Source organism: Photobacterium sanguinicancri (assembly GCF_024346675.1).
Taxonomy (GTDB): domain Bacteria; phylum Pseudomonadota; class Gammaproteobacteria; order Enterobacterales; family Vibrionaceae; genus Photobacterium; species Photobacterium sanguinicancri.
Genome location: NZ_AP024850.1, coordinates 3510373 through 3532902, shown reverse-complemented (window position 1 = coordinate 3532902; position 22530 = coordinate 3510373). Strand labels below are relative to the sequence as shown.

The 22530-nt window shown below is 45.6% G+C and carries 16 protein-coding genes, 8 tRNA genes, 3 rRNA genes and 1 riboswitch; of the genes, 22 read left to right on the top strand and 5 right to left on the bottom strand.

Annotated features, from left to right (window positions below):
• Genes OCU87_RS16270 through cysQ form a run of 3 tightly spaced genes read left to right on the top strand, consistent with a single transcriptional unit; the run spans position 1 to position 2180 of the window.
• Positions 1-759: a type II secretion system protein N gene (locus OCU87_RS16270; protein ID WP_261857560.1), complete on the top strand. Its 759-nt coding sequence runs from the start codon at positions 1-3 to the stop codon at positions 757-759.
• A 22-nt stretch (positions 760-781) separates the two neighbouring features.
• On the top strand, positions 782-1333 hold the full coding sequence (nudE, locus tag OCU87_RS16265; protein WP_062690358.1) for an ADP compounds hydrolase NudE: 552 nt from the start codon (positions 782-784) through the stop codon (positions 1331-1333).
• 13 nt (positions 1334-1346) lie between these two features.
• Positions 1347-2180 carry a 3'(2'),5'-bisphosphate nucleotidase CysQ gene (gene cysQ, locus OCU87_RS16260; RefSeq protein ID WP_062690359.1) on the top strand — a complete coding sequence of 278 codons (834 nt, stop codon included), beginning with the start codon at positions 1347-1349 and terminating at the stop codon, positions 2178-2180.
• A gap of 78 nt (positions 2181-2258) precedes the next feature.
• On the opposite strand, the gene sthA is transcribed toward cysQ, so the two are convergent.
• Positions 2259-3674, bottom strand: a complete 1416-nt coding sequence (gene sthA / locus OCU87_RS16255) for a Si-specific NAD(P)(+) transhydrogenase (RefSeq protein ID WP_261857559.1) — start codon at positions 3672-3674, stop codon at positions 2259-2261.
• 334 nt (positions 3675-4008) lie between these two features.
• Between sthA and fabR the strand changes: the two genes are divergently transcribed.
• Both fabR and OCU87_RS16245 read left to right on the top strand, forming a co-directional pair.
• Positions 4009-4641: an HTH-type transcriptional repressor FabR gene (fabR, locus tag OCU87_RS16250; RefSeq protein WP_062690360.1), complete on the top strand. Its 633-nt coding sequence runs from the start codon at positions 4009-4011 to the stop codon at positions 4639-4641.
• Positions 4642-4663: 22 nt separating this feature from the next.
• A complete protein-coding gene (locus tag OCU87_RS16245) occupies positions 4664-5035 on the top strand; it encodes a YijD family membrane protein (protein ID WP_062690373.1) in 372 nt (123 codons plus the stop codon).
• A gap of 87 nt (positions 5036-5122) precedes the next feature.
• On the opposite strand, the gene trmA is transcribed toward OCU87_RS16245, so the two are convergent.
• Entirely contained in the window at positions 5123-6229 is a 1107-nt protein-coding gene (trmA, locus tag OCU87_RS16240; RefSeq protein WP_062690361.1) for a tRNA (uridine(54)-C5)-methyltransferase TrmA, read from the bottom strand.
• A 146-nt stretch (positions 6230-6375) separates the two neighbouring features.
• Positions 6376-6593: riboswitch (cobalamin riboswitch) on the top strand.
• 37 nt (positions 6594-6630) lie between these two features.
• Here trmA and OCU87_RS16235 point away from each other — a divergent pair.
• The 3 genes from OCU87_RS16235 (at position 6631) to murI (ending at position 10076) form a co-directional block, all read left to right on the top strand.
• Positions 6631-8466, top strand: a complete 1836-nt coding sequence (locus tag OCU87_RS16235) for a TonB-dependent receptor domain-containing protein (protein ID WP_261857558.1) — start codon at positions 6631-6633, stop codon at positions 8464-8466.
• Between the two features lie 80 nt (positions 8467-8546).
• Complete coding sequence (locus tag OCU87_RS16230; protein WP_261857557.1) at positions 8547-9206, top strand: Dph6-related ATP pyrophosphatase; 660 nt, start codon at positions 8547-8549, stop codon at positions 9204-9206.
• 66 nt (positions 9207-9272) lie between these two features.
• Positions 9273-10076 (top strand): glutamate racemase, encoded by an 804-nt coding sequence (gene murI / locus OCU87_RS16225; protein WP_062690364.1) that lies wholly within the window; start codon positions 9273-9275, stop codon positions 10074-10076.
• Here murI and OCU87_RS16220 read toward each other — a convergent pair.
• Positions 10045-10512 carry an RNA recognition motif domain-containing protein gene (locus tag OCU87_RS16220; RefSeq protein WP_062690365.1) on the bottom strand — a complete coding sequence of 156 codons (468 nt, stop codon included), beginning with the start codon at positions 10510-10512 and terminating at the stop codon, positions 10045-10047. The genes murI and OCU87_RS16220 overlap by 32 nt on opposite strands.
• 609 nt (positions 10513-11121) lie before the next feature.
• On the opposite strand from OCU87_RS16220, the gene OCU87_RS16215 reads away from it, so the two are divergent.
• The 7 genes from OCU87_RS16215 (at position 11122) to OCU87_RS16185 (ending at position 16641) form a co-directional block, all read left to right on the top strand.
• Positions 11122-12664, top strand: a 16S ribosomal RNA gene (locus tag OCU87_RS16215).
• Positions 12665-12761: 97 nt separating this feature from the next.
• A tRNA-Glu gene (locus OCU87_RS16210) sits at positions 12762-12837 on the top strand.
• A gap of 16 nt (positions 12838-12853) precedes the next feature.
• A tRNA-Lys gene (locus OCU87_RS16205) sits at positions 12854-12929 on the top strand.
• A gap of 31 nt (positions 12930-12960) precedes the next feature.
• Positions 12961-13036: transfer RNA gene (locus OCU87_RS16200), tRNA-Val, on the top strand.
• A gap of 331 nt (positions 13037-13367) precedes the next feature.
• Positions 13368-16260, top strand: a 23S ribosomal RNA gene (locus tag OCU87_RS16195).
• A 122-nt stretch (positions 16261-16382) separates the two neighbouring features.
• Positions 16383-16498 (top strand): 5S ribosomal RNA (gene rrf / locus OCU87_RS16190).
• Together the 16S, 23S and 5S rRNA genes with 4 tRNA genes alongside form the textbook arrangement of a ribosomal RNA operon.
• A 66-nt stretch (positions 16499-16564) precedes the next feature.
• Positions 16565-16641, top strand: a tRNA-Asp gene (locus OCU87_RS16185).
• Between the two features lie 625 nt (positions 16642-17266).
• Here OCU87_RS16185 and pssA read toward each other — a convergent pair.
• A complete protein-coding gene (gene pssA, locus OCU87_RS16180) occupies positions 17267-18616 on the bottom strand; it encodes a CDP-diacylglycerol--serine O-phosphatidyltransferase (RefSeq protein WP_094958702.1) in 1350 nt (449 codons plus the stop codon).
• A 102-nt stretch (positions 18617-18718) separates the two neighbouring features.
• On the bottom strand, positions 18719-19162 hold the full coding sequence (locus tag OCU87_RS16175; protein ID WP_261857556.1) for a GNAT family N-acetyltransferase: 444 nt from the start codon (positions 19160-19162) through the stop codon (positions 18719-18721).
• Positions 19163-19238: 76 nt separating this feature from the next.
• On the opposite strand from OCU87_RS16175, the gene murB reads away from it, so the two are divergent.
• From murB to OCU87_RS16140, 7 genes are all read left to right on the top strand, one after another.
• A complete protein-coding gene (gene murB, locus OCU87_RS16170; RefSeq protein ID WP_261857555.1) occupies positions 19239-20279 on the top strand; it encodes a UDP-N-acetylmuramate dehydrogenase in 1041 nt (346 codons plus the stop codon).
• Entirely contained in the window at positions 20276-21238 is a 963-nt protein-coding gene (gene birA, locus OCU87_RS16165) for a bifunctional biotin--[acetyl-CoA-carboxylase] ligase/biotin operon repressor BirA (protein WP_062690222.1), read from the top strand. Before murB ends, birA begins: the two co-directional genes overlap by 4 nt.
• Complete coding sequence (locus OCU87_RS16160) at positions 21238-21969, top strand: type III pantothenate kinase (RefSeq protein ID WP_094958699.1); 732 nt, start codon at positions 21238-21240, stop codon at positions 21967-21969. The genes birA and OCU87_RS16160 overlap by 1 nt, the downstream gene beginning before the upstream one ends.
• 95 nt (positions 21970-22064) lie before the next feature.
• Positions 22065-22140: transfer RNA gene (locus OCU87_RS16155), tRNA-Thr, on the top strand.
• 18 nt (positions 22141-22158) lie between these two features.
• A tRNA-Tyr gene (locus OCU87_RS16150) sits at positions 22159-22243 on the top strand.
• Between the two features lie 39 nt (positions 22244-22282).
• Positions 22283-22357: transfer RNA gene (locus tag OCU87_RS16145), tRNA-Gly, on the top strand.
• Positions 22358-22368: 11 nt separating this feature from the next.
• Positions 22369-22444 (top strand) — tRNA-Thr (locus tag OCU87_RS16140).
• The last annotated feature ends 86 nt before the right edge of the window (positions 22445-22530 follow it).

Below are 22530 nucleotides of genomic sequence, written 5' to 3'. Positions count from 1 at the left end.
GTGAAGTATAAGCTACTCCTTGGAACGTCATTTGGTGCGGTATTGCTGGGCAGTGCGATAGCACATGTGCCTGCAAGTTGGTTGTGGTTGCAAGCCCCGGTGATTAATGGACTTAATGTTTCAGGCATCCAAGGTACACCTTGGGAAGGTCGAGCGACTCAAGTACGTTGGCAGCAGTACCAACTAGGTCAGATTCAATGGCAGTTTAATGCCAGTGCGTTATTCACTGGTAACGTGGCTTTTACGGTGCGCTTTGGCCAAGGTAGTGAGATGCGTGTTGATGGCCGTGGTGTTGTGGGCTACGGCATGTCGGGGGCTTTTGCGCGTAATTTTTTAGTCTCTATTCCTGCCACGGAAGTTGTTAAATATGCGCGTGTTCCTGTGCCTGTGAAAGTGGATGGGTTACTGGAACTGACGGTACGTGATTACCTTCATGCTCAGCCTTTTTGTTCAACGCTAGATGCCTCCTTAGCTTGGTCGACCGCGAATATTTCCTCACCAATGGGTGGGATCAACCCCGGTCCGGTGATTGCAGATTTAAGTTGTCACGATGGCAGTGTCTTAGCGACAGCGGATCAATCATCGGTTGATGTATCGAGTGACTGGAAGGCATCTTTAGCACCAAATTACAGTTATAACCTCTCTGGGTGGTTTAAGCCTGGCGCTGAATTCCCACCACAGTTAGGGCAACAACTGAAATGGTTAGGTGATCCTGATGGCAAAGGGCGGTATAACTTGAACTTTAATGGCCGTTTGTAAGCATAACGAATAGGACGACAGCATGGCAGCTGATAACAACAAACCCCAAATTCTATCGACAGAGGTTGTTGCACAATCTCGATTATTTAAAATTGAGTCGCTTGATTTGCGTTTTTCTAATGGGGTGGAACGTACATATGAACGCATGAAGCCGAGTGGCCGTCATGCAGTATTGGTCGTCCCTGTTACAGCTGAAGGCGATCTCTTATTAGTGCGAGAATATGCTGCTGGTACCGATCGTTATGAGCTGGGTTTTCCAAAAGGGTTAATTGATCCGGGTGAAAGTGCAGTTGAAGCTGCGAATAGAGAATTAAAAGAAGAAATAGGTTTTGGTGCTAATACGCTGACGCCATTGAAAGAGGTGGTGCTAGCACCATCGTACTTCTCTAGTAAAATGACCCTTTTTCTGGCGCAAGGTTTGTACCCTGAACAGCTAGAAGGGGATGAACCCGAGCCACTGGAATTGGTTCGTTGGCCCGTCAATCAAGGTGAAGAGCTAATTAACCATCTGGATTTTGCAGAAGCGCGCAGTATCACAGCATTGTTTTTAGCCTTAAAGCAATTGGCTGACTAAGAAGGAATCTACTATGGAATTGTCGAATTTAATCCCTTCAGTAATAGAAATTGCTCGTGCTTCAGGCCAGGTGATCCTCGATATTTATCAACGTGGCCAGTTTGAAAAGCAAATCAAACACGATAATACACCAGTGACGAGTGCGGATATTGCTGCGCATAAATTGATCGTAGCGCAACTTTCAGAGCTCACGCCAGATATCCCTGTATTATCAGAAGAAGATGCCAGTATTCCGTTAGCAGAGCGTAGCCAATGGGATCGTTATTGGTTAGTTGACCCTCTGGATGGTACCCAAGAGTTTATTGCTGGCAGTGGTGACTTTGCGACTATCATTGCATTGGTGGAAAATAATCAACCTAAGATGGGGGTGGTGTATGCGCCCATTTCTGGGGTGACGTATTACGCTTATCAAGGTAAAGGCGCCTGGAAGATCACTCCCGATGGTGAAACCTTCCGCATTGCGACCCATAAGCATGAGTTACCAACCCAGTCGATTGCAGTAGCCATTAGCCGTCGTCAAAATATTCAAGCGATCACCGATCGATTAGATCCAGCGTTAAACTATGACTTAGTACCATTAGGTTCAGCGGCACTAAAAGCGTGCTTAGTTGCTGAAGGGGCTGTGGATTGTTATTTACGTTTAGGCCCGACAGGTGAATGGGATACCGCGGCGACACAATGCATTGTTGAAGAAGCTGGTGGTCGGATTTTGAATACGCATCTAACACCGTTGTCTTATAATGAGCGAAATACGCTAGAGAACCCTAACTTCATTACATTAGGGGATGAGCATTTACCGTGGGCCAAGATCCTCACACCTGACGATCGGATGATGGATGCGGTCTAGGGCACTGATGGCAAATAATCATTAGCGAAACGGAGCCTATGGCTCCGTTTTTTTTGGGGTTTAATTAAAAACGTTAGGTTAGAACAAGCGATTTAGGCCATTCAACGCAGCAACGCGATAAGCCTCGGCCATGGTTGGGTAGTTGAAGGTGGTATTCACGAAATAATCGATCGTATTTCCTTCTCCTTTTTGTTCCATGATCGCTTGGCCGATATGAATGATCTCGGCAGCTCTTTCGCCAAAGCAGTGGATCCCTAAGATCTCTTTGGTCTCTCGGTGGAATAATAGTTTTAAACTGCCAACTTCAGTCCCTGCAATTTGAGCGCGAGCAAGGTGTTTAAATTGGGAGCGACCGACTTCGTAAGGCACTTTGTCAGCTGTAAGTTGCTGCTCGGTTTTACCGACGGAGCTGATTTCAGGAATGGTATAAATACCGGTCGGGATATGGTCGATTAAACTGCCTTGGGCCTCCCCATTACTGATGGCTTGCGCGACATAACGACCTTGATCGTAAGCGGCACTCGCAAGGCTAGGGTAGCCAATAACATCACCAACCGCATAAACATGTTCAACATCGGTGCGATAGTTTTGATTAACCTTGAGTTGGCCGCGAGAATCTGGGGTTAATCCCACTTTATCAAGCTGTAGCCTATCGGTATTACCTGTGCGGCCATTGGCATACAGCAAACAATCAGCCCGCATCTTCTTACCCGACTCAAGGTGTAAAATCACCCCATCTTCAGTACCTTCAATTCGCTCATAGGTTTCGCCATTGCGGATCATCGCGCCGCTATTCCATAAGTGATAAGAGAGGGAGTCTGAAATTTCGTTATCTAAAAATTCCAATAAGCGATCGCGAGTATTAATTAAATCTACTTTTACACCTAGCCCGCGGAAGATGGACGCATATTCACTGCCGATCACACCTGCACCATAAATGATGATATGGCGAGGGTCATGCTTGAGCTGCAGAATCGAGTCGCTGTCATACACTCGCGAGTGGTTAAAGTCGACATCTGCAGGCTGGTAAGGGCGTGAACCTGTGGCGATTACAAAAGTATCAGCATGGTATAAATCGTGGCTACCGTCTTTATTGCGTACCTGTACCGTATGGCTATCAACAAAGCTCGCTTCACCAAAAAGAATGCTGCACTGATTACGGTCATAAAACCCTTGGCGCATACGGGTTTGTTTGTTCACTACGTCTTGAGCATGGCCTAAGATTTGGCTGAAAGTACTGTGCAGACTAGAGTTGTTTTTGCAGTACAGTGGGTTTTGGTTGAACTCGATGATTCGACTGACGGCATGGCGTAGTGCTTTTGAGGGAATGGTGCCCCAGTGGGTGCAACCGCCACCGACGCTATCTTCGCGTTCAATAATGGCGACATTGAGGCCAGCTTTGGTTAATCCCATCGCTGCCCCTTCACCGCCAGGACCGCTACCTATTACGATGGCGTCAAAATGTTGGGCGGTTTGTCGATTTTTCTTTGTCATTGGCTTGGCCTTTATTATCATCCATGCAACATTGCCGTAGCGGCAGTGTAACCTTGATTTTGCTGGTGGAAAATCAGTTGATAGCCATAGCTCGGTAGCGATCACGTTGTCAGCGTATCGAAAACTAACCTTGCAAGTACCCTTGGCGAAAATATGCTACTTTGTGAGCCAGTAGTTAAAAGTGACAAATGTCGCTTTGATTCAGTTTAAGTCAGGACTTACTATGGTCTGATTAATTTCATAAGAGCCTTATCGAAAGATCAGGATTCTCGCTGAACTGGTATTGAAAACCGCGTATAGTTGCAGCACAGAGTATTAGAGAACCAATAGATTCATGGGTATTAGGGCTCAACAAAAAGAAAAAACCCGTCGCTCGCTTATTGATGCTGCGTTTAGTCAGCTTAGTGCTGATCGTAGTTTTTCCAGCTTAAGTTTGCGTGAAGTTGCACGTGAAGCGGGGATTGCTCCCACCTCTTTTTATCGTCATTTTAAAGATATGGATGAGCTTGGCCTTACCATGGTTGATGAAGGTGGTTTGATTCTGCGTCAGTTGATGCGTCAGGCCCGCCAACGGATTGCCGAAGAGGGAAGTGTTATTCGCACTTCGGTTGAAACGTTTACTGAATTTATTGAAGGTAGTCCAAATGTATTTAGACTACTTTTGCGTGAACGCTCGGGAACATCTACCGCCTTTCGTGCGGCTGTAGCGCGCGAAATTCAACATTTTGTAGCGGAACTTGCCGAGTATTTAGAAGCCAAAACAGGGGTAACGCACGACGAGGCTTACACCCAAGCTGAGGCATCAGTTACATTAGTATTCAGTTCTGGCGCTGAAGCGTTAGATCTAGACAATCATGCGCGTGCTGAGCATGCCGAACGGCTGATCATGCAATTACGAATGATTGCAAAAGGTGCCTACTGGTACCGTAAAGAGCGTGAGCGTCGTGAGCTCAGGCAAAAACTATAACCTTATTTTGCTGGTGAAGAATATGAACAAGGAACAAGTAAAAGCTGAACGTAAAACATTGATTTTATCTTTGTTAGCGGGTTTATGTGGTAATGCAACGCTGGCGGTATTTACGTCAAGCGCCGTTGCTTTCTCCGTCTTTCCTGTTATCGCTTTTGCCATGGCAGTGTACTGCCTATACCAAGAATACTTAACAAAACCTATGTCTGAAGGCACGCCTGCAATTGCGTTTGCTTGTTTCTTAGTAGGTGCATTTGGCTATTCATCTTTCCTACGTGCACAAATGCCTGAAATGGGTTCAAACTTCTTACCACTAATGATTTCTCTTGGCCTATTGTTCTGGGTTGCGGTGAAACTTGGTGTGATGGGTAAGAAAGAAGAAGCGGCAGCTTAACGTTTATTTATTCATTAAATAAATGCAATAAAAAAGGCGCTTAAAGCGCCTTTTTTGTTTTTGATGACCGTCATAAATAAGCGAGGCTTATTTACGTTCCAGCAATACACCAGCTTCCATGTGGTGGGTGTATGGGAATTGATCAAAAAGAGCAAAACGCGTGATGTTGTGTGTTTCGCTTAAGATAGCTAAGTTTTCTTTTAACGTATCTGGGTTACATGAAATGTACATGATACGTTCATAGCCTTGCACCATTCGGCAGGTGCCTTCGTCCATACCCGAGCGCGGTGGATCAACGAAGATAGTGTTGCAGTTATAGCTCTGCAAATCGACATTTTGATCTTTGAGGCGGCGGAATTCACGCTTACCTTCCATCGCATCCGTAAAATCTTCTGCTGACATACGAATGATCTGAACGTTGTCGATATTATTTACGGCAATGTTAAACTGCGCAGAGTCTACCGATGGTTTAGCTAGCTCTGTGGCGAGAACACGTTCAAAGTTTTGTGCTAGCGCTAGTGAGAAGTTACCGTTACCACAGTATAACTCCAACAGATCACCTTCACTTTCTTGGGTGCAGTCCACAGCCCATTCAAGCATCTTCTGTGCTACTTCACCGTTGGGTTGAGTAAAGCTGTTTTCAACTTGTTTGTATGTGAGTACGCGATCATGCACTTTCAGCTTTTCAATCACATGTTCTTGGTCTAGAACAATTTTCTGTTTACGTGCACGGCCAATTAGATTCAGGTTAAACCCTTCATCATTTAAGCGTTGTTTTAAGGCTTTAGCTTCTGCTTCCCATGCTTCGTCTAGCTGACGGTGGTATAACAATGAAACTAAAATTTCACCGCTTAGCGTCGAGAGGAAATCCACTTGGAATAGCTTGTGGCGCAGTGCTTGAACTGGCTTTAGCGCATCGATTATCAGTGGCATTAAATCGTTGATAAGACGACTGGCTGCTGGGAATTGATCCACGCGGTATTTTTCGCGGGTCGCTTGATTAAACATTGCGTAGTAAAGGTCTTCACCTTCATGCCATACACGGAACTCTGCTCGCATACGGTAATGTTCAGCAGGTGAGGCAAAAACCTCAAGCTCTGGCGTTTCAAAATCTGCGAAGATATTTTGAATTCGTTCTGCTTTTTCATCCAACTGAAGTTGGTAATCAGCGGGATTAACTGCGGTGGATGCCATTTGTTTGCCTCAAACTGCTCAAATTAAGAGCGGAGATTTTATTGTATTGTTGCGGGATGTCCAGCCTTGAGGCAGATAAAGTGTCAAAGCTGGCGCTTATTTGCTGTTAAGTCTAAACAAAGCTAGACAATTAATGACGGGGTTACTAGGATTCGCGGTGCGCTGGTTTGCCATGATGGCTAGGGAATACGGTGAAAATCCGTAACTGACGCGCAGCGGTGATAGAGAACGAAAGCACATGGACGTAGTCCCAAACACTGTTTTGTCTATTAAACTCAGCAATAGATGAAATGGGAAGTTGTTGCCGTAGGCGGTGTAAACCACGCTCTTAAGTCCGAATACCAACCAGTGCTTCGAAGCAATGTGCTTAGTAATAAACGCGACTTAAGGTATCCAATCTAATGAAAAAAACGCTCTTAGCAGTGGCGTTAGCCCCTCTATTTATCCAAAGTCAGGCTTTTGCGACTGAAACATCAACCGATGATGTGATGGTGGTAACAGCGAATCGATTTGAACAACCCGTATCTTCTGTTTTAGCGCCGATCAGTGTTGTAACACGTGAAGAAATTGAAGCTATTCAAGCTAAAGCGCTACCAGAAGTATTGCGTCGCTTACCTGGTGTAGAGGTTGCACAAAATGGTGGCTTAGGACAAAACGCTTCAGTTTATATTCGTGGTGCAAATAGTAACCAGACACTAGTGCTTGTTGATGGTGTACGAATCAGCTCGTCAATTGGTGGTGGTGTTAACTTTAACCGTTTCCCTATTGGTTTAGTCGAGCGTGTTGAGGTCATCCGTGGTCCTGGTGCTGCAAAATATGGTTCTGATGCCATTGGTGGTGTAATCAATATTATCACTCGCTCTCAGCAAGGTGATGACACTAAGCAAATGACGTTGGGCGGTGGTAGTCGAGCATACAAAGAAGCGAACTTTGTTGCTAAATCTGACGTGAGCGATGCGGGTCATTTACAAGTGGCCGCAGGTTTCGTTCAAACGGATGGTTATAATGTGCGACCACAACCAGGTAAAAATGATGGTGTAAAGCATGGCTACGACAGCAAAAATGCACTAGTTGGTTATGAACATCAACTAGCTGATAACACTAAAGCCTATGGTTCAGCGAGCTGGTATGAGAATGAAGCTGAATATGATAGCTATGGTGTGAAAAACTTTGGTTATGTGCGAAACCAGAATGTCACCGCGCAGCTTGAACACCAAGCAGCAGCATGGCAAACGCAGTTTAGTACGAACTATCAAGACACCCAGTCACTCAATTACAGTCAGAGTGAAGGTAAAGATAATGCGAGCACTCGCGCAAATTCCGATATGTTCAATGTGCAGTGGGCGAACCTTTATCAACTAACAGAGATGTTGCAACTGGGTGGCGGACTTGATTGGCGCCGTGAAAAGCTAAAGGATGATGCCTTAAGTTATGGTTCAAAGCATAAGTTAGCGGGTGAAAGTCGTAATAATTACGGTGGCTATGTTTCTGGCTTAGTGGAATTGAACCAACTAACGGTTGAAGGTAATGCTCGTTATGACAAGCATGACAAGTACGATAACTATGCGACGTGGTCTTTAGCAACGGCATATCAAATTAATGAGCAGCACCGTGTGCGAGCGAGCTATGGCACTGCATTTAAAGCTCCAACGTATTCTGATTTAGCGTCAAAGCCTGAATTGAAGCCTGAAGAGTCTAAAAACTTCGAACTAGGTGCATCGGGTTATTATGAATTTATGCAATGGAATCTTGCAGCTTATGATAACAAGGTTGACAACTTAATTATTTGGTATAAAGGCGCAGATGGTAAGTTTAAATCTGATAATGTCGATGCTCGAATTAAAGGTGTTGAACTTGATGTTCAGTTTGCGACTGGCATTGTAAACCATACTGTTGTTGCTGATTTTAAAGATCATAAAGATGCGAAAGATGTTCAGCTCGCACGTCGTGCAAAACAGAATTATAAGTGGATTGGTGATGTAGCATTTGGGGATGCTACGGTAAGTTTAACTTACTTATATACAGGTAAGCGTTTAGACCTACCGACAACTGCTCCTACCGATGACAGCTATTTACCTGCGACAAGTTTGTGGGATCTATCGGCGACCTATCAAGTGACAGATGCTTTGGTTGTCCGTGGTCGTGTCGATAACCTGCTAAATGAAAAGTATGAAACGGCAAAAGGGTATCCAGCTCCAGAGCGCGCATTTTATGTGAACGGCTCATACCAATTCTAGAAATATTATCTCGTTGATAAAGGCCGCTTATTAGCGGCCTTCTTTATATCTATTTCATAACCACATAGCGTTGATAAACTATGAAACCCATTAATGTCATCATCAGCTGGAGCTCGGGTAAAGACTCAGCATTGACTCTACTTCGATTACTTGAAGACCCTCGATATAACGTGGTGGGCTTATTCACCACCTACCTTGCAGATGAAGTGCCTTTCCAAGCAACGCCAATTGACGTCGTTTATCAGCAAGCTAATCTTGCTGAGCTTCCTTTGGTCACCATTTTATTGCCGAGTGTATTCCCTGCAAATGATGTTTATCAGTCTACGGTTATAATGGGGTTAAAGGATTCAGAGTTGAACATTGATGCTGTCGCATTTGGTGATATGTTCTGTAATGGTATTGCAGATTATCGTCGCAGCTATATTGAACCTGCTGGATGGCAATGCGTTTTTCCTTTGATGGGAGAAGATAGCTCTCTACTAGCGCAGGAAATAATTACGCGTGGTATCCAAACACTAGTTACAACCGTGGATACTCAACAATTGACGGGTGATTACTGCGGGCAATGGTATACGCCTGAATTTATAGACTCTTTACCTAGCGGTGTTGATCCCTGTGGCGAAAATGGCGAATTTCATACGCTTGTCATAGCAGCACCTTGCTTCAAAAGGCGATTAGCAATTTCACCTTCATTTATAGAAAGAGCAACACGGTTTCATTACCAGCGGTATCTCTACTAAGGTAATAATGCAGGTTTCTGAACCTTGTAAATCGCAGTATGATATGCCTTATTAAATAGCGTAAATATGGTGTGTTCAGTGAAAAGTGTCCTTATTTTTGATTCTGGCGTTGGTGGCTTATCGGTATATCAAGAAATCCGCACACTTCTGCCATATGAGCATTATGTCTACGCTTTTGATAATGCAGCTTTCCCTTATGGTGAGCTTGAAGAATCGGTACTGATTTCGCGGACATTAGAGATTGTGTCTAAGTTGGTCTTGAAACATGCTGTCGATTTAGTTGTGATTGCATGTAATACCGCCAGCACGATTGTTCTTCCTACCTTACGTGAGCAGCTAGATGTTCCTGTAGTGGGAGTTGTACCAGCCATTAAGCCAGCAGCTGCATCGAGCGAAAAGAAAGTCATTGGTTTACTTGCTACGCCAGCAACGATTAAGCGACGTTATACTCAGGAGTTGATCGCTGAATTTGCGAAAGATTGTGAAGTTCTGATGATTGGTTCTACACGATTGGTTGAAATAGCAGAGCAAAAAATGCGAGGAGAGCTGGTATCTCTGGTCGAAATTCAACAAATACTCCAACCTTGGTTGGATCGAGTCGACGGTATTGTTCTGGGCTGTACCCATTTCCCATTGATTAAAGATGAAATCCAACTGGCTTTTTCTACGCCCGTACAAATTATCGATTCTGGTAAAGCAATCGCGAATCGCGTAAAGGCTTTGCTGGGTGAGACAGATCAGATCGTTCAAAACCAGAAAAAGAACGTTACATATAATAGTGCCGCTTCACATCATGAAGCGGCACTGAATGTTTTCCTTTCAGAAATGGGGCTAAGTCCTATTCAGAATCTAGATCTTCCCCATTCTTAGGCTCATTGGCTTCGCGCACTTTCAATGTACGTTGGCCATATTCTTTATTGTTTAGGTTTGCGATAGCAGTACCCACATCGGCACTATTCATCACAACAAAGCCAAAACCTCTACGTTTACCTGTGCGTTTGTCTTTCATTAGACGAACTGCGAAAACTTCACCGTGTTCAGAAAATAGATCTTTTACATCATTCTCATTAGCGCGGTACGGTAAGTTACCTACATAAATGGTTTTGCTCGAACTCGAAGTAGAGGATGAGTCATCAGGTGTTACAGCTGCAGGAGAGGCTCCTTGCATAAAGTGGACAGCTAACCCAGAGAGGATGACACCTAACGCAAAGGCGATAGAAGGTGAAATAGCGATAAAGCTCATGATTAAAGCCCCAAGTACAGCTAGGGCGATGATGGTTACTAAGGTTTGATTGGATAATTTCATATTCAATACTACATCGTCGTAAATAGTAAGAAGAATGCTTATTGGTTATTTTAACATCAGAATCACATTGATATTACTTTCATTGACTTATAATTACCAGTAAGTGAATGTGACGATCGTCAAATGTTGCCCTGTGGGGGCTAAATAACACATTAGGTGAAATATTCATCGGTTGCATATTTTTTTAAGAAAAAGGCTTGTCAGTGCGATCAAAGTCTCTATAATGCCGCCTCACTGACACGGAGAGCAGCTTCTCAAAACGAGATGACTAGCAACGAGTTAGTGCGGTGAAAGCCTTTGAATATAAAGTTTCAAAAAGTGTTTGACACTTACCTTGATTTCTTTAGAATGGCGCACCTCTTCAGAGCGAAAGCGACGAAGAAAAGCTCTTTAACAATTTGACCATGCAATCTGTGTGGGCACTCGTGAAATGAATAGTCAAAACTGTTCATTGTGACTTTTTAAGTAACAATGACTTTGGCATCAATGAACTGAGTGACCAATACAAAACTTAAGTTTACTTAAGCTTTGGCACAGTCAATTCGAATATCATGACTAGCTTCTAGTTATCGATATTCAATCAGTATTCATTGAGCCATCAAAAACTTTAAATTGAAGAGTTTGATCATGGCTCAGATTGAACGCTGGCGGCAGGCCTAACACATGCAAGTCGAGCGGTAACAGGAATTAGCTTGCTAATTTGCTGACGAGCGGCGGACGGGTGAGTAATGCCTGGGAATATGCCTTGATGTGGGGGATAACTATTGGAAACGATAGCTAATACCGCATAATGCCTACGGGCCAAAGAGGGGGATCTTCGGACCTCTCGCGTCAAGATTAGCCCAGGTGGGATTAGCTAGTTGGTGGGGTAATGGCTCACCAAGGCGACGATCCCTAGCTGGTTTGAGAGGATGATCAGCCACACTGGAACTGAGACACGGTCCAGACTCCTACGGGAGGCAGCAGTGGGGAATATTGCACAATGGGGGAAACCCTGATGCAGCCATGCCGCGTGTATGAAGAAGGCCTTCGGGTTGTAAAGTACTTTCAGTTGTGAGGAAGGCGGTAACGTTAATAGCGTTGCCGTTTGACGTTAGCAACAGAAGAAGCACCGGCTAACTCCGTGCCAGCAGCCGCGGTAATACGGAGGGTGCGAGCGTTAATCGGAATTACTGGGCGTAAAGCGCATGCAGGCGGTCTGTTAAGCAAGATGTGAAAGCCCGGGGCTCAACCTCGGAACAGCATTTTGAACTGGCAGACTAGAGTCTTGTAGAGGGGGGTAGAATTTCAGGTGTAGCGGTGAAATGCGTAGAGATCTGAAGGAATACCGGTGGCGAAGGCGGCCCCCTGGACAAAGACTGACGCTCAGATGCGAAAGCGTGGGGAGCAAACAGGATTAGATACCCTGGTAGTCCACGCCGTAAACGATGTCTACTTGGAGGTTGGGACCTTGAGTCCTGGCTTTCGGAGCTAACGCGTTAAGTAGACCGCCTGGGGAGTACGGTCGCAAGATTAAAACTCAAATGAATTGACGGGGGCCCGCACAAGCGGTGGAGCATGTGGTTTAATTCGATGCAACGCGAAGAACCTTACCTACTCTTGACATCCAGAGAATTCGCTAGAGATAGCTTAGTGCCTTCGGGAACTCTGAGACAGGTGCTGCATGGCTGTCGTCAGCTCGTGTTGTGAAATGTTGGGTTAAGTCCCGCAACGAGCGCAACCCTTATCCTTGTTTGCCAGCACGTAATGGTGGGAACTCCAGGGAGACTGCCGGTGATAAACCGGAGGAAGGTGGGGACGACGTCAAGTCATCATGGCCCTTACGAGTAGGGCTACACACGTGCTACAATGGCGTATACAGAGGGCTGCCAACCAGCGATGGTGAGCGAATCCCAGAAAGTACGTCGTAGTCCGGATTGGAGTCTGCAACTCGACTCCATGAAGTCGGAATCGCTAGTAATCGTGGATCAGAATGCCACGGTGAATACGTTCCCGGGCCTTGTACACACCGCCCGTCACACCATGGGAGTGGGCTGCACCAGAAGTAGATAGCTTAACCTTCGGGAGGGCGTTTACCACGGTGTGGTTCATGACTGGGGTGAAGTCGTAACAAGGTAGCCCTAGGGGAACCTGGGGCTGGATCACCTCCTTAAACGATAGACTGCTTGTTTGATGCAGTGTCCACACAGATTGCTTGGTTAAAATGTAAGAGAGCACCATGTTGCCCAACAACATGGCAGAAATACTTAGTCCCGTTCGTCTAGAGGCCTAGGACACCGCCCTTTCACGGCGGTAACAGGGGTTCGACTCCCCTACGGGACGCCACTTCTTTTAGAAGTATGGGTCGTTAGCTCAGTTGGTAGAGCAGTTGACTTTTAATCAATTGGTCGCAGGTTCGAATCCTGCACGACCCACCATTCTTTCTCACGAAGGAATTAAAACTATCGTGGGCGATTAGCTCAGTTGGGAGAGCACCTCCCTTACAAGGAGGGGGTCACTGGTTCGAGCCCGGTATCGCCCACCACTCTCTAACTGTTTTCTGCGTAAATGCAGATTCAATGAAGGTTATCTTTGTTGAGTCAGCTTTTTTGCCGCCGAAAATCATTAGAAAGTGGTTCTTTAGTTAGAAACACAATGCTCTTTAACAATCTGGAAAGCTGACTAGTAAATTGAATCAATAGATTCAATTACAATAGTTTTTATCTTTAATGATAAAAACGAGTTCTCAAAACAACACACATTCAAGTGTCTTGTGTAGAGTCCGGCGAAAAACCAATGTCCTCATTTTTCTTGATCGGAAATGAGTGACGATAAAACCTTGGTTGTTTGAACATACAGACCTCTTGGGGTTGTATGGTTAAGTGACTAAGCGTACACGGTGGATGCCTTGGCAGTCAGAGGCGATGAAGGACGTATTAACTTGCGATAAGCCCAGTTTAGATAGTAAAAATCACTTGAGACTGGGATTTCCGAATGGGGAAACCCACGTGCATAAGCACGTATCGTTACGTGAATACATAGCGTAACGAGGCGAACTCGGGGAACTGAAACATCTAAGTACCCGAAGGAAGAGAAATCAACCGAGATTCCGAGAGTAGCGGCGAGCGAAATCGGATTAGCCCTTAAGCCAGTCTTGCGTTAGGTGAATGTGCTGGAAAGCACAGCGATACAGGGTGATAGCCCCGTAACCGACAACGCATTATTAGTGAAAACGAGTAGGACGGGACACGTGATATCCTGTTTGAACATGGGGGGACCATCCTCCAAGGCTAAATACTCCTGACTGACCGATAGTGAACCAGTACCGTGAGGGAAAGGCGAAAAGAACCCCTGTGAGGGGAGTGAAATAGAACCTGAAACCGTGTACGTACAAGCAGTAGGAGCCCACTTGTTGGGTGACTGCGTACCTTTTGTATAATGGGTCAGCGACTTAATTTTAGTAGCAAGGTTAACCGTTTAGGGGAGCCGTAGGGAAACCGAGTCTTAACTGGGCGTCATAGTTGCTAGGATTAGACCCGAAACCAGGTGATCTAGCCATGGGCAGGTTGAAGGTGAGGTAACACTTACTGGAGGACCGAACCGACTAATGTTGAAAAATTAGCGGATGACTTGTGGCTAGGGGTGAAAGGCCAATCAAACCTGGAGATAGCTGGTTCTCCCCGAAAGCTATTTAGGTAGCGCCTCGGACGAATACTACTGGGGGTAGAGCACTGTTAAGGCTAGGGGGTCATCCCGACTTACCAACCCTTTGCAAACTCCGAATACCAGTAAGTACTATCCGGGAGACACACGGCGGGTGCTAACGTCCGTCGTGGAGAGGGAAACAACCCAGACCGCCAGCTAAGGTCCCAAAGTTATAGCTAAGTGGGAAACGATGTGGGAAGGCTCAGACAGCCAGGATGTTGGCTTAGAAGCAGCCATCATTTAAAGAAAGCGTAATAGCTCACTGGTCGAGTCGGCCTGCGCGGAAGATTTAACGGGGCTAAGCTATACACCGAAGCTGCGGCAATATGACTTGTTCATATTGGGTAGGGGAGCGTTCTGTAAGCCGTTGAAGGTGGTCTGTAAGGGCTGCTGGAGGTATCAGAAGTGCGAATGCTGACATGAGTAACGATAAAGGGAGTGAAAAACTCCCTCGCCGGAAGATCAAGGGTTCCTGTCCAACGTTAATCGGGGCAGGGTAAGTCGACCCCTAAGGCGAGGCCGAAAGGCGTAGTCGATGGGAAACGGGTTAATATTCCCGTACTGCTTATAACTGCGATGGGGGGACGGAGAAGGCTAGGTGGGCTTGGCGACGGTCGTCCAAGTTCAAGGGTGTAGGCTGATAGTTTAGGCAAATCCGGACTATCTTAAGGCTGAGACCCGATGTCGAGTCACTACGGTGATGAAGTCATTGATGCCATGCTTCCGGGAAAAGCCTCTAAGCGATAGGTTATAAGCAATCGTACCCCAAACCGACACAGGTGATCAGGTAGAGAATACCAAGGCGCTTGAGAGAACTCGGGTGAAGGAACTAGGCAAAATGGTACCGTAACTTCGGGAGAAGGTACGCTCCTCGCGGTGATGAGACTTGCTCTCTAAGCTGCTGGGAGTCGCAGATACCAGGTGGCTGCAACTGTTTATTAAAAACACAGCACTGTGCAAAATCGAAAGATGACGTATACGGTGTGACGCCTGCCCGGTGCCGGAAGGTTAATTGATGGGGTTAGACTTCGGTCGAAGCTCTTGATCGAAGCCCCGGTAAACGGCGGCCGTAACTATAACGGTCCTAAGGTAGCGAAATTCCTTGTCGGGTAAGTTCCGACCTGCACGAATGGCGTAATGATGGCCACGCTGTCTCCACCCGAGACTCAGTGAAATTGAAATCGCAGTGAAGATGCTGTGTACCCGCGGCTAGACGGAAAGACCCCGTGAACCTTTACTACAGCTTGGCACTGAACATTGACCCTACATGTGTAGGATAGGTGGGAGCCTTTGAAGCATTGTCGCTAGATGATGTGGAGGCAATCTTGAAATACCACCCTTGTATGCTTGATGTTCTAACGTCGCCCCCTAATCGGGGGTGCGGACAGTGCCTGGTGGGTAGTTTGACTGGGGCGGTCTCCTCCCAAAGAGTAACGGAGGAGCACGAAGGTGGGCTAATCACGGTCGGACATCGTGAGGTTAGTGCAATGGCATAAGCCCGCTTGACTGCGAGAATGACAATTCGAGCAGGTGCGAAAGCAGGTCATAGTGATCCGGTGGTTCTGAATGGAAGGGCCATCGCTCAACGGATAAAAGGTACTCCGGGGATAACAGGCTGATACCGCCCAAGAGTTCATATCGACGGCGGTGTTTGGCACCTCGATGTCGGCTCATCACATCCTGGGGCTGAAGTCGGTCCCAAGGGTATGGCTGTTCGCCATTTAAAGTGGTACGCGAGCTGGGTTTAGAACGTCGTGAGACAGTTCGGTCCCTATCTGCCGTGGGCGTTAGATGATTGAGAGGGGCTGCTCCTAGTACGAGAGGACCGGAGTGGACGAACCGCTGGTGTTCGGGTTGTTATGCCAATAGCATTGCCCGGTAGCTACGTTCGGAATCGATAAGCGCTGAAAGCATCTAAGCGCGAAGCGAGCCTCAAGATGAGTCATCTCTAGACCTTTAAGGTCTCTAAAGGGTTGTCGAAGACTACGACGTTGATAGGCAGGGTGTGTAAGTGCTGCGAGGCATTGAGCTAACCTGTACTAATTGCCCGTGAGGCTTAACCATACAACACCCAAGGGGTTTTACGGACTCCATAACGCTTGAATGCGTGTTAAGAACGATATTGTAACTAGTTAGATTTTCCCAGATTGTATCTTCCGCCGATGGCGTAAGATAAACCAAATTTGCTTGGCGACCATAGCATTATGGACCCACCTGATCCCATGCCGAACTCAGTAGTGAAACGTAATAGCGCCGATGGTAGTGTGGGGTCTCCCCATGTGAGAGTAGGTCATCGCCAGGCTTCAAATTTAGATAAGTGTATTGAACGACATTTATCGGATAGACAGGCAACTGTTTATCACCGTGTGGAGCGGTAGTTCAGTTGGTTAGAATACCGGCCTGTCACGCCGGGGGTCGCGGGTTCGAGTCCCGTCCGCTCCGCCACTTATACTAAGCCCAAGTCTCACGACTTGGGCTTTTTTACGTCTGAAAGTTATGAAAGGGTCTCTCTGAGCGATAGTTCAGTGGGTTAGCCTTTTGATTGGCGAGATAAGCGGCCTGACACGTGAGGTTAGGTATGGCAACTGCCGTCCGCTCCGCCACTGATACTAAGCCCAAGTCTTACGACTTGGGCTTTTTTACGTCTATTGCTTGTTAAAAACGCAGAACCCTCTTAATAATAGCTAGGTTAGCTCTTGCGATATTCCAGCAATCGCGGGCTTTACTCTCAACGTTTTCCCTGCGCAATATCATCGGTGACATCGGTGACATCGGTGACATCGGTGACATCGGTTGACTTTGTTTCGTGTGGTAGTTTAGTGGGCTAGCCTTTTTATTGGCGAGCTTAGCGGCCTGACACGTCGAGGTCGCACTGATGTTCGGTATGGCTGCTTTTAATTTAGAAGATCTATTTTCCCATCTAGAATTCTTGCTGCTCTTTTACTTCCTATAAATTTGACTCGCAATACCCCTCCATTTCACTTGTGTCGGTGGTGTTAGCGAAAGTCAGGAAAGAAAAAGGCCAGTGATATCACTGGCCTTTGAATTGCGTGTTAATTAGCAGTTTCGATTATAGGATCTGATTAAGGATATGATCTGCTTTAATCGTTTTGATTCGTTTAATCAGCTTTCGAACTGGCGCTGGGTATGACTCGATTTTCTCGATGTATTTGTAGCTATCAATGCGTAAAGTATGAGTCAGGATCTGATCTAGCTCTTGCTGTTTTTGTTCAGCAAGAAGTTGATGTTTATCGTGTACTAAAATGGCATTCTCAAGATCTAGCTTCCAAGCGCGAGGGTTCAGGTTGTTACCTGTAATCAGCATGTACTTTTTATCGACCCAAATACCTTTAAGGTGGAAGCTATTGTCATTGTGCTTCCATAGATGGATTGAAAGTTGGCGCTGTGCAATGGCTGCTTCATTTTGTTTGGCAAAATTGCGTAGGTTCACTTCGTATAAGTAAGGTAAGCCTGCAATTGTTTTGAAAGGTTCATTGGGCGGAATGAAAAAGTCATTCGCTGTTTTATCACCGACAACAATGGTCACTTTTACACCGCGACGAATAGCTCTACGAACTTCACTGCTAATGCTACGAGGGAAGTTAAAGTAAGGTGTGCAGATTGTCAGCTCTGTTTGAGCACTTGCAATAAGCGTACAGATATGGCGATTAAGCTTATTCTTTCGTTTGCCTAATCCAACGAGAGGGGTTAACCCTACTTGATTGTCATCAATCGTTTCCGCATCAAACTCGTAACTTGCACGCTGTAGTGAGCCACGCAGTTTTCGAATAGCTCCCTTGAGGTTTTTAGTTTCAGGTCTGTTTTTTTGATTGAGGCAATTAACGGCATCGCTATCAACTAACACGTTACTGATAAAGTTAGCCATGCTATTTGCTAAGTGTTGATTGCGAATGACGTGGTAGCGGTCATAGCGGTAACGATTATGCTGAGCAAGATAAATGTCATTTAGACTTGCTCCGCTATAGATCACGCTATTATCGATCACAAAACCTTTGAGGTGCAGTACGCCAAAGACTTCGCGATTACGAACAGGGACGCCTAACACTTCAATTTGGAATTGGTGTTTCTCCGCAAATTCACGATATAGGGCTGCATTACCATCTGATTTTTCAGCCCCAATTAGCCCACGTTGGGCGCGGTGCCAATCAACCAAGACCTTAATATCTAACTCTGGGTTAGCTTGCTTAGCATCGTATAAGGCTTGCAGTACGCTACGGCCAGCTTCATCATCTTGTAAATAAAGAGCCACAAGATAAATGCGATGTTTTGCTTGTGCAATCTCACTCAGTAAACGTTCACGAAAGGAACCCGCATCTAGCAGGGTTTCAAGGTCTTCCGGTTTGTGTGCAATACGTGGTAATTGCTCAATGAGCTGTCTATTGACTGTAGCTGAATCCATCATCGCCTCGTTTCGCGGCCTATACGATATAAATCTGTTAATTTGATGGGCAATTATATCAGAAAAAGATTAAACACCATCACATGTATAGCAGAGTTAGCCTTAGTTCTGACTTAACGCAGGTTTTTGATAAATCATAGGTACAAGGCTTTTACCACTATCACTGTAGCGTTTGAATCGAGATGCAAGGAAGTGGGGTAATTCATTATCATTGATGACAACAAAATTAGCCTTCTGGTATAAGGTGACAAGATGGCTAAAAGCAAAGCAGTAGCATGGTTGTTCCTCAATTTGTTCTATAGTAGCTACTAGTAATTGCTCGCTGATTCTTTGTCCTCGAAAATCTGGTTTCACAAGCATCCCTGTTAGCAATTGAATACCTTCGATTGCTTTGAAACGAACACAACATACGATGTTCGATTCATCTTCGCCGATCCATATTGTTTCATCTCTCTTTGCTTTTCCTGCAGGGTAGTAGCTCTTGTATAGACGATTAATAAGAGGGAAGCGGATAGGTTGTAATATGTGGAAACTTAGCTTACTCATGGGAAAACACTGCGTTGATTGAATGAATCGGTTAAAATGCAACGAATATTATACAAAGGTATGGTTCGATAGACGCATGAATATTTTGCCAGAAAGGTCGCTTGCCCCTTTTCATACATTCCATTTGGATGTGAACGCTGATGTTATCATCGAGGCTAATAGCCCGACGGATATACTTTCAATTTGGCAGAGTGAAGAGTATCAGAACCAACCTAAGCTATTGTTAGGGCAGGGAAGTAATATGTTATTTACCGTCCCTTTCCAAGGCGTTGTTGTACTTAACCGTATTAAAGGTATCACAACTACTGAATCGAAGCAGGGCTTTCACCTTCATGTTGGCGCGGGTGAGGATTGGCATCAACTGGTTGAATGGACGGTTGATAATAATATGCCTGGCTTAGAAAATTTAGCGTTGATCCCTGGTTGTGTTGGTTCGTCGCCTATTCAAAATATTGGCGCTTACGGTGTTGAGCTAAAAGATGTTTGTGAATATGTTGATGTGCTTGACCTTGTCACCGGAGAGCAGCAACGCTTATCTAATAGTCAGTGCTTATTTGGATATCGAGATTCTATTTTCAAGCATGCTCATAAAGAAAATAAAGCCATAATTGCTGTTGGATTGCTACTAGAGCGGCAGTGGCAGCCGAAGTTATCATATGGTCCACTATCTGAACTAGAGAGCGACTTTGTGACTGCCCGTGATATTTTCGAGCGTGTGTGTAGTATCCGCCAAGAAAAACTGCCAGATCCAAATGTGATAGGTAATGCAGGAAGCTTTTTTAAAAACCCTGTCATTGCTGTTGCCCAGCGCGACAAGATTTTGGTTTCTTACTCTAATTTACCAAGTTATGGTGTGTCGGATACGGAGTGTAAACTCGCAGCTGGCTGGTTGATTGAACAGTGCGGGCTGAAAGGACATCAGATTGGTGGTGCAAAAGTGCATCAGCAGCAAGCTTTGGTATTGATCAATACAGGTACAGCAACGTCGAAAGATGTCACACAGCTAGCCGCTTATGTTGTTGAGCAGGTAAAACAGAAATTTGGCATTCTCTTAGAGCATGAGGTGCGCTTCATGTCAGCGACAGCCGAAACGCATTTGGCTGAGGTTATACGATGAAAGAGCATGCGACACGCTTGGCACTTATACGTGCATTATCTGATGGTTCTTTTCATTCGGGAGAGACATTAGGCCAAGCTATTGGTATCTCTCGAGCTGCAATTAGTAAACATATCAAAACACTGCAAAGTTGGGGCTTAGATATTTTTCGAGTGCAAGGTAAAGGCTACTGTTTGGCTAAAGAGCTGGAACTGCTTGATTGCGATAAGATTTTGGCTCAGGTAAAGTGCTCACACTTAAGCTTGCTTCCTGTTATTGATTCTACCAATCAGTATTTACTGGATCGTGTAGGTCAATTACCAAGTGGTTCGGTTTGTTTGGCTGAGTACCAACAGGCCGGGCGAGGGCGTCGAGGTCGACAATGGTTATCGCCTTTTGGTAGTAACTTGTATTTGTCCATGTATTGGCGTCTCGATGCAGGGATGGCTGCAGCGATGGGATTAAGCCTCGTTGTTGGTATTGCCATCGCTGACACATTGACCTCTCTTGGTGCGCAGAGTATTAAGCTAAAATGGCCAAATGATTTGTACTTTCAGGACAAAAAGTTAGCTGGGATCCTGACTGAAATGACAGGGCAGGCGGGTGATGCTGCGCATATAGTCATTGGGATGGGATTAAATATAGCAATGCCAGATCGTGAAGGTGAGCATATCGATCAACTATGGACGAATTTAGCTGATGCGTGTGAGAGCTTACCTTCGCGGAATTTACTCGCAGCTAATTTGATCGCCCAGCTTCAGCAAACGTTATTGGAATATGAGCAAGTTGGTCTTGCAGGTTTTGTCGAACGCTGGAATGAGTACGATAATTTTTTGAATCGCCCTGTAAAGTTATTGATTGGAGAGCGTGTGGTCGAAGGAATTGCCCGCGGTATCGATAAACAGGGTGGGTTATTACTAGAAACCGAGCAGGGTGTAACGCCTTATATCGGTGGTGAAATCAGCCTCAGAGGTTGTTGATGCAATTACTAATAGAAGCGGGTAACACTTATGTGAAAGTGGCCCAATTATTTCAAACTGGCGAACTGGAATTATTAGGACGCTATCCTAGCAAAAAGCTAGAAATGGTATTAGAACCCCTGCTAGAAAACGGAATTCACAGGATTGTTTTCGCGAGTGTTGGTCCTGTTGAAGTCGATAACTCCATTCAACGTATCGCGCAGCTGGCCAATATACCAGTGCTTCAAGTTAAAACACTGCGTAAAGACTTTGGTGTAAAAAATGCCTATGCTGAGTACCAATATCTGGGCGTTGATCGCTGGTTGACGCTGGTTGCTATTCGTCAAGAATTCAAAAAGCCAACAGTCATTGTCGATATCGGTACCGCTCTAACATTCGATGTGATGTCTGACGACGGGAAACATCTCGGTGGTTGGATCGCTCCTGGTTACCAGTTAATGATGAAGTCAGTATTAGAAAATACGACTAAAGTATTTTCAGATCGTGAACACAGTGAAACATTAACGTTCTCCGATAATACAGCCGATGGTCTTAAAAACGGCTGTAGAGCTGCGTTACTTGGATTGATTGAATACGGCCTCAAACAAGCAAAAGACAGATTAGGCGCGGAGCCTGAAGTGATTTTATGTGGTGGTGGTGTTCGTCATTTGCCCGTTTCATGGGCGAAGCATTACCGACATAAATCTGAGTTGGTACTTGAAGGGCTCGCTCTTTATGCAAAATGCCGTTAGTGGCTATAAAATAAACAGTCACTAAAAAAAGCAGAAAAAATCACTAAAAGGTATTGCAAGATTTATACGCATTCACTAGAATGCGCAGCAATTACGCCGACTTAGCTCAGTAGGTAGAGCAACTGACTTGTAATCAGTAGGTCACCAGTTCGATTCCGGTAGTCGGCACCAGTTTTTTGCTACACCCCTGGAGGGGTTCCCGAGTGGCCAAAGGGAACAGATTGTAAATCTGTCGGCTCTGCCTTCGATGGTTCGAATCCATCTCCCTCCACCATTTTCAAACGTTTGAATAGCTCTACGAGTTACGAGTTTTGCGGGCATCGTATAATGGCTATTACCTCAGCCTTCCAAGCTGATGATGCGGGTTCGATTCCCGCTGCCCGCTCCACACTTTTGTGTGCTGATATAGCTCAGTTGGTAGAGCGCACCCTTGGTAAGGGTGAGGTCGGCAGTTCGACTCTGCCTATTAGCACCACTCCTCCCAAGTTACTCTCAAACATTTGATATATACTCTACAAACCCATGATTGGTTGTGTGGTCGTAATGCCACCAAATACCGTG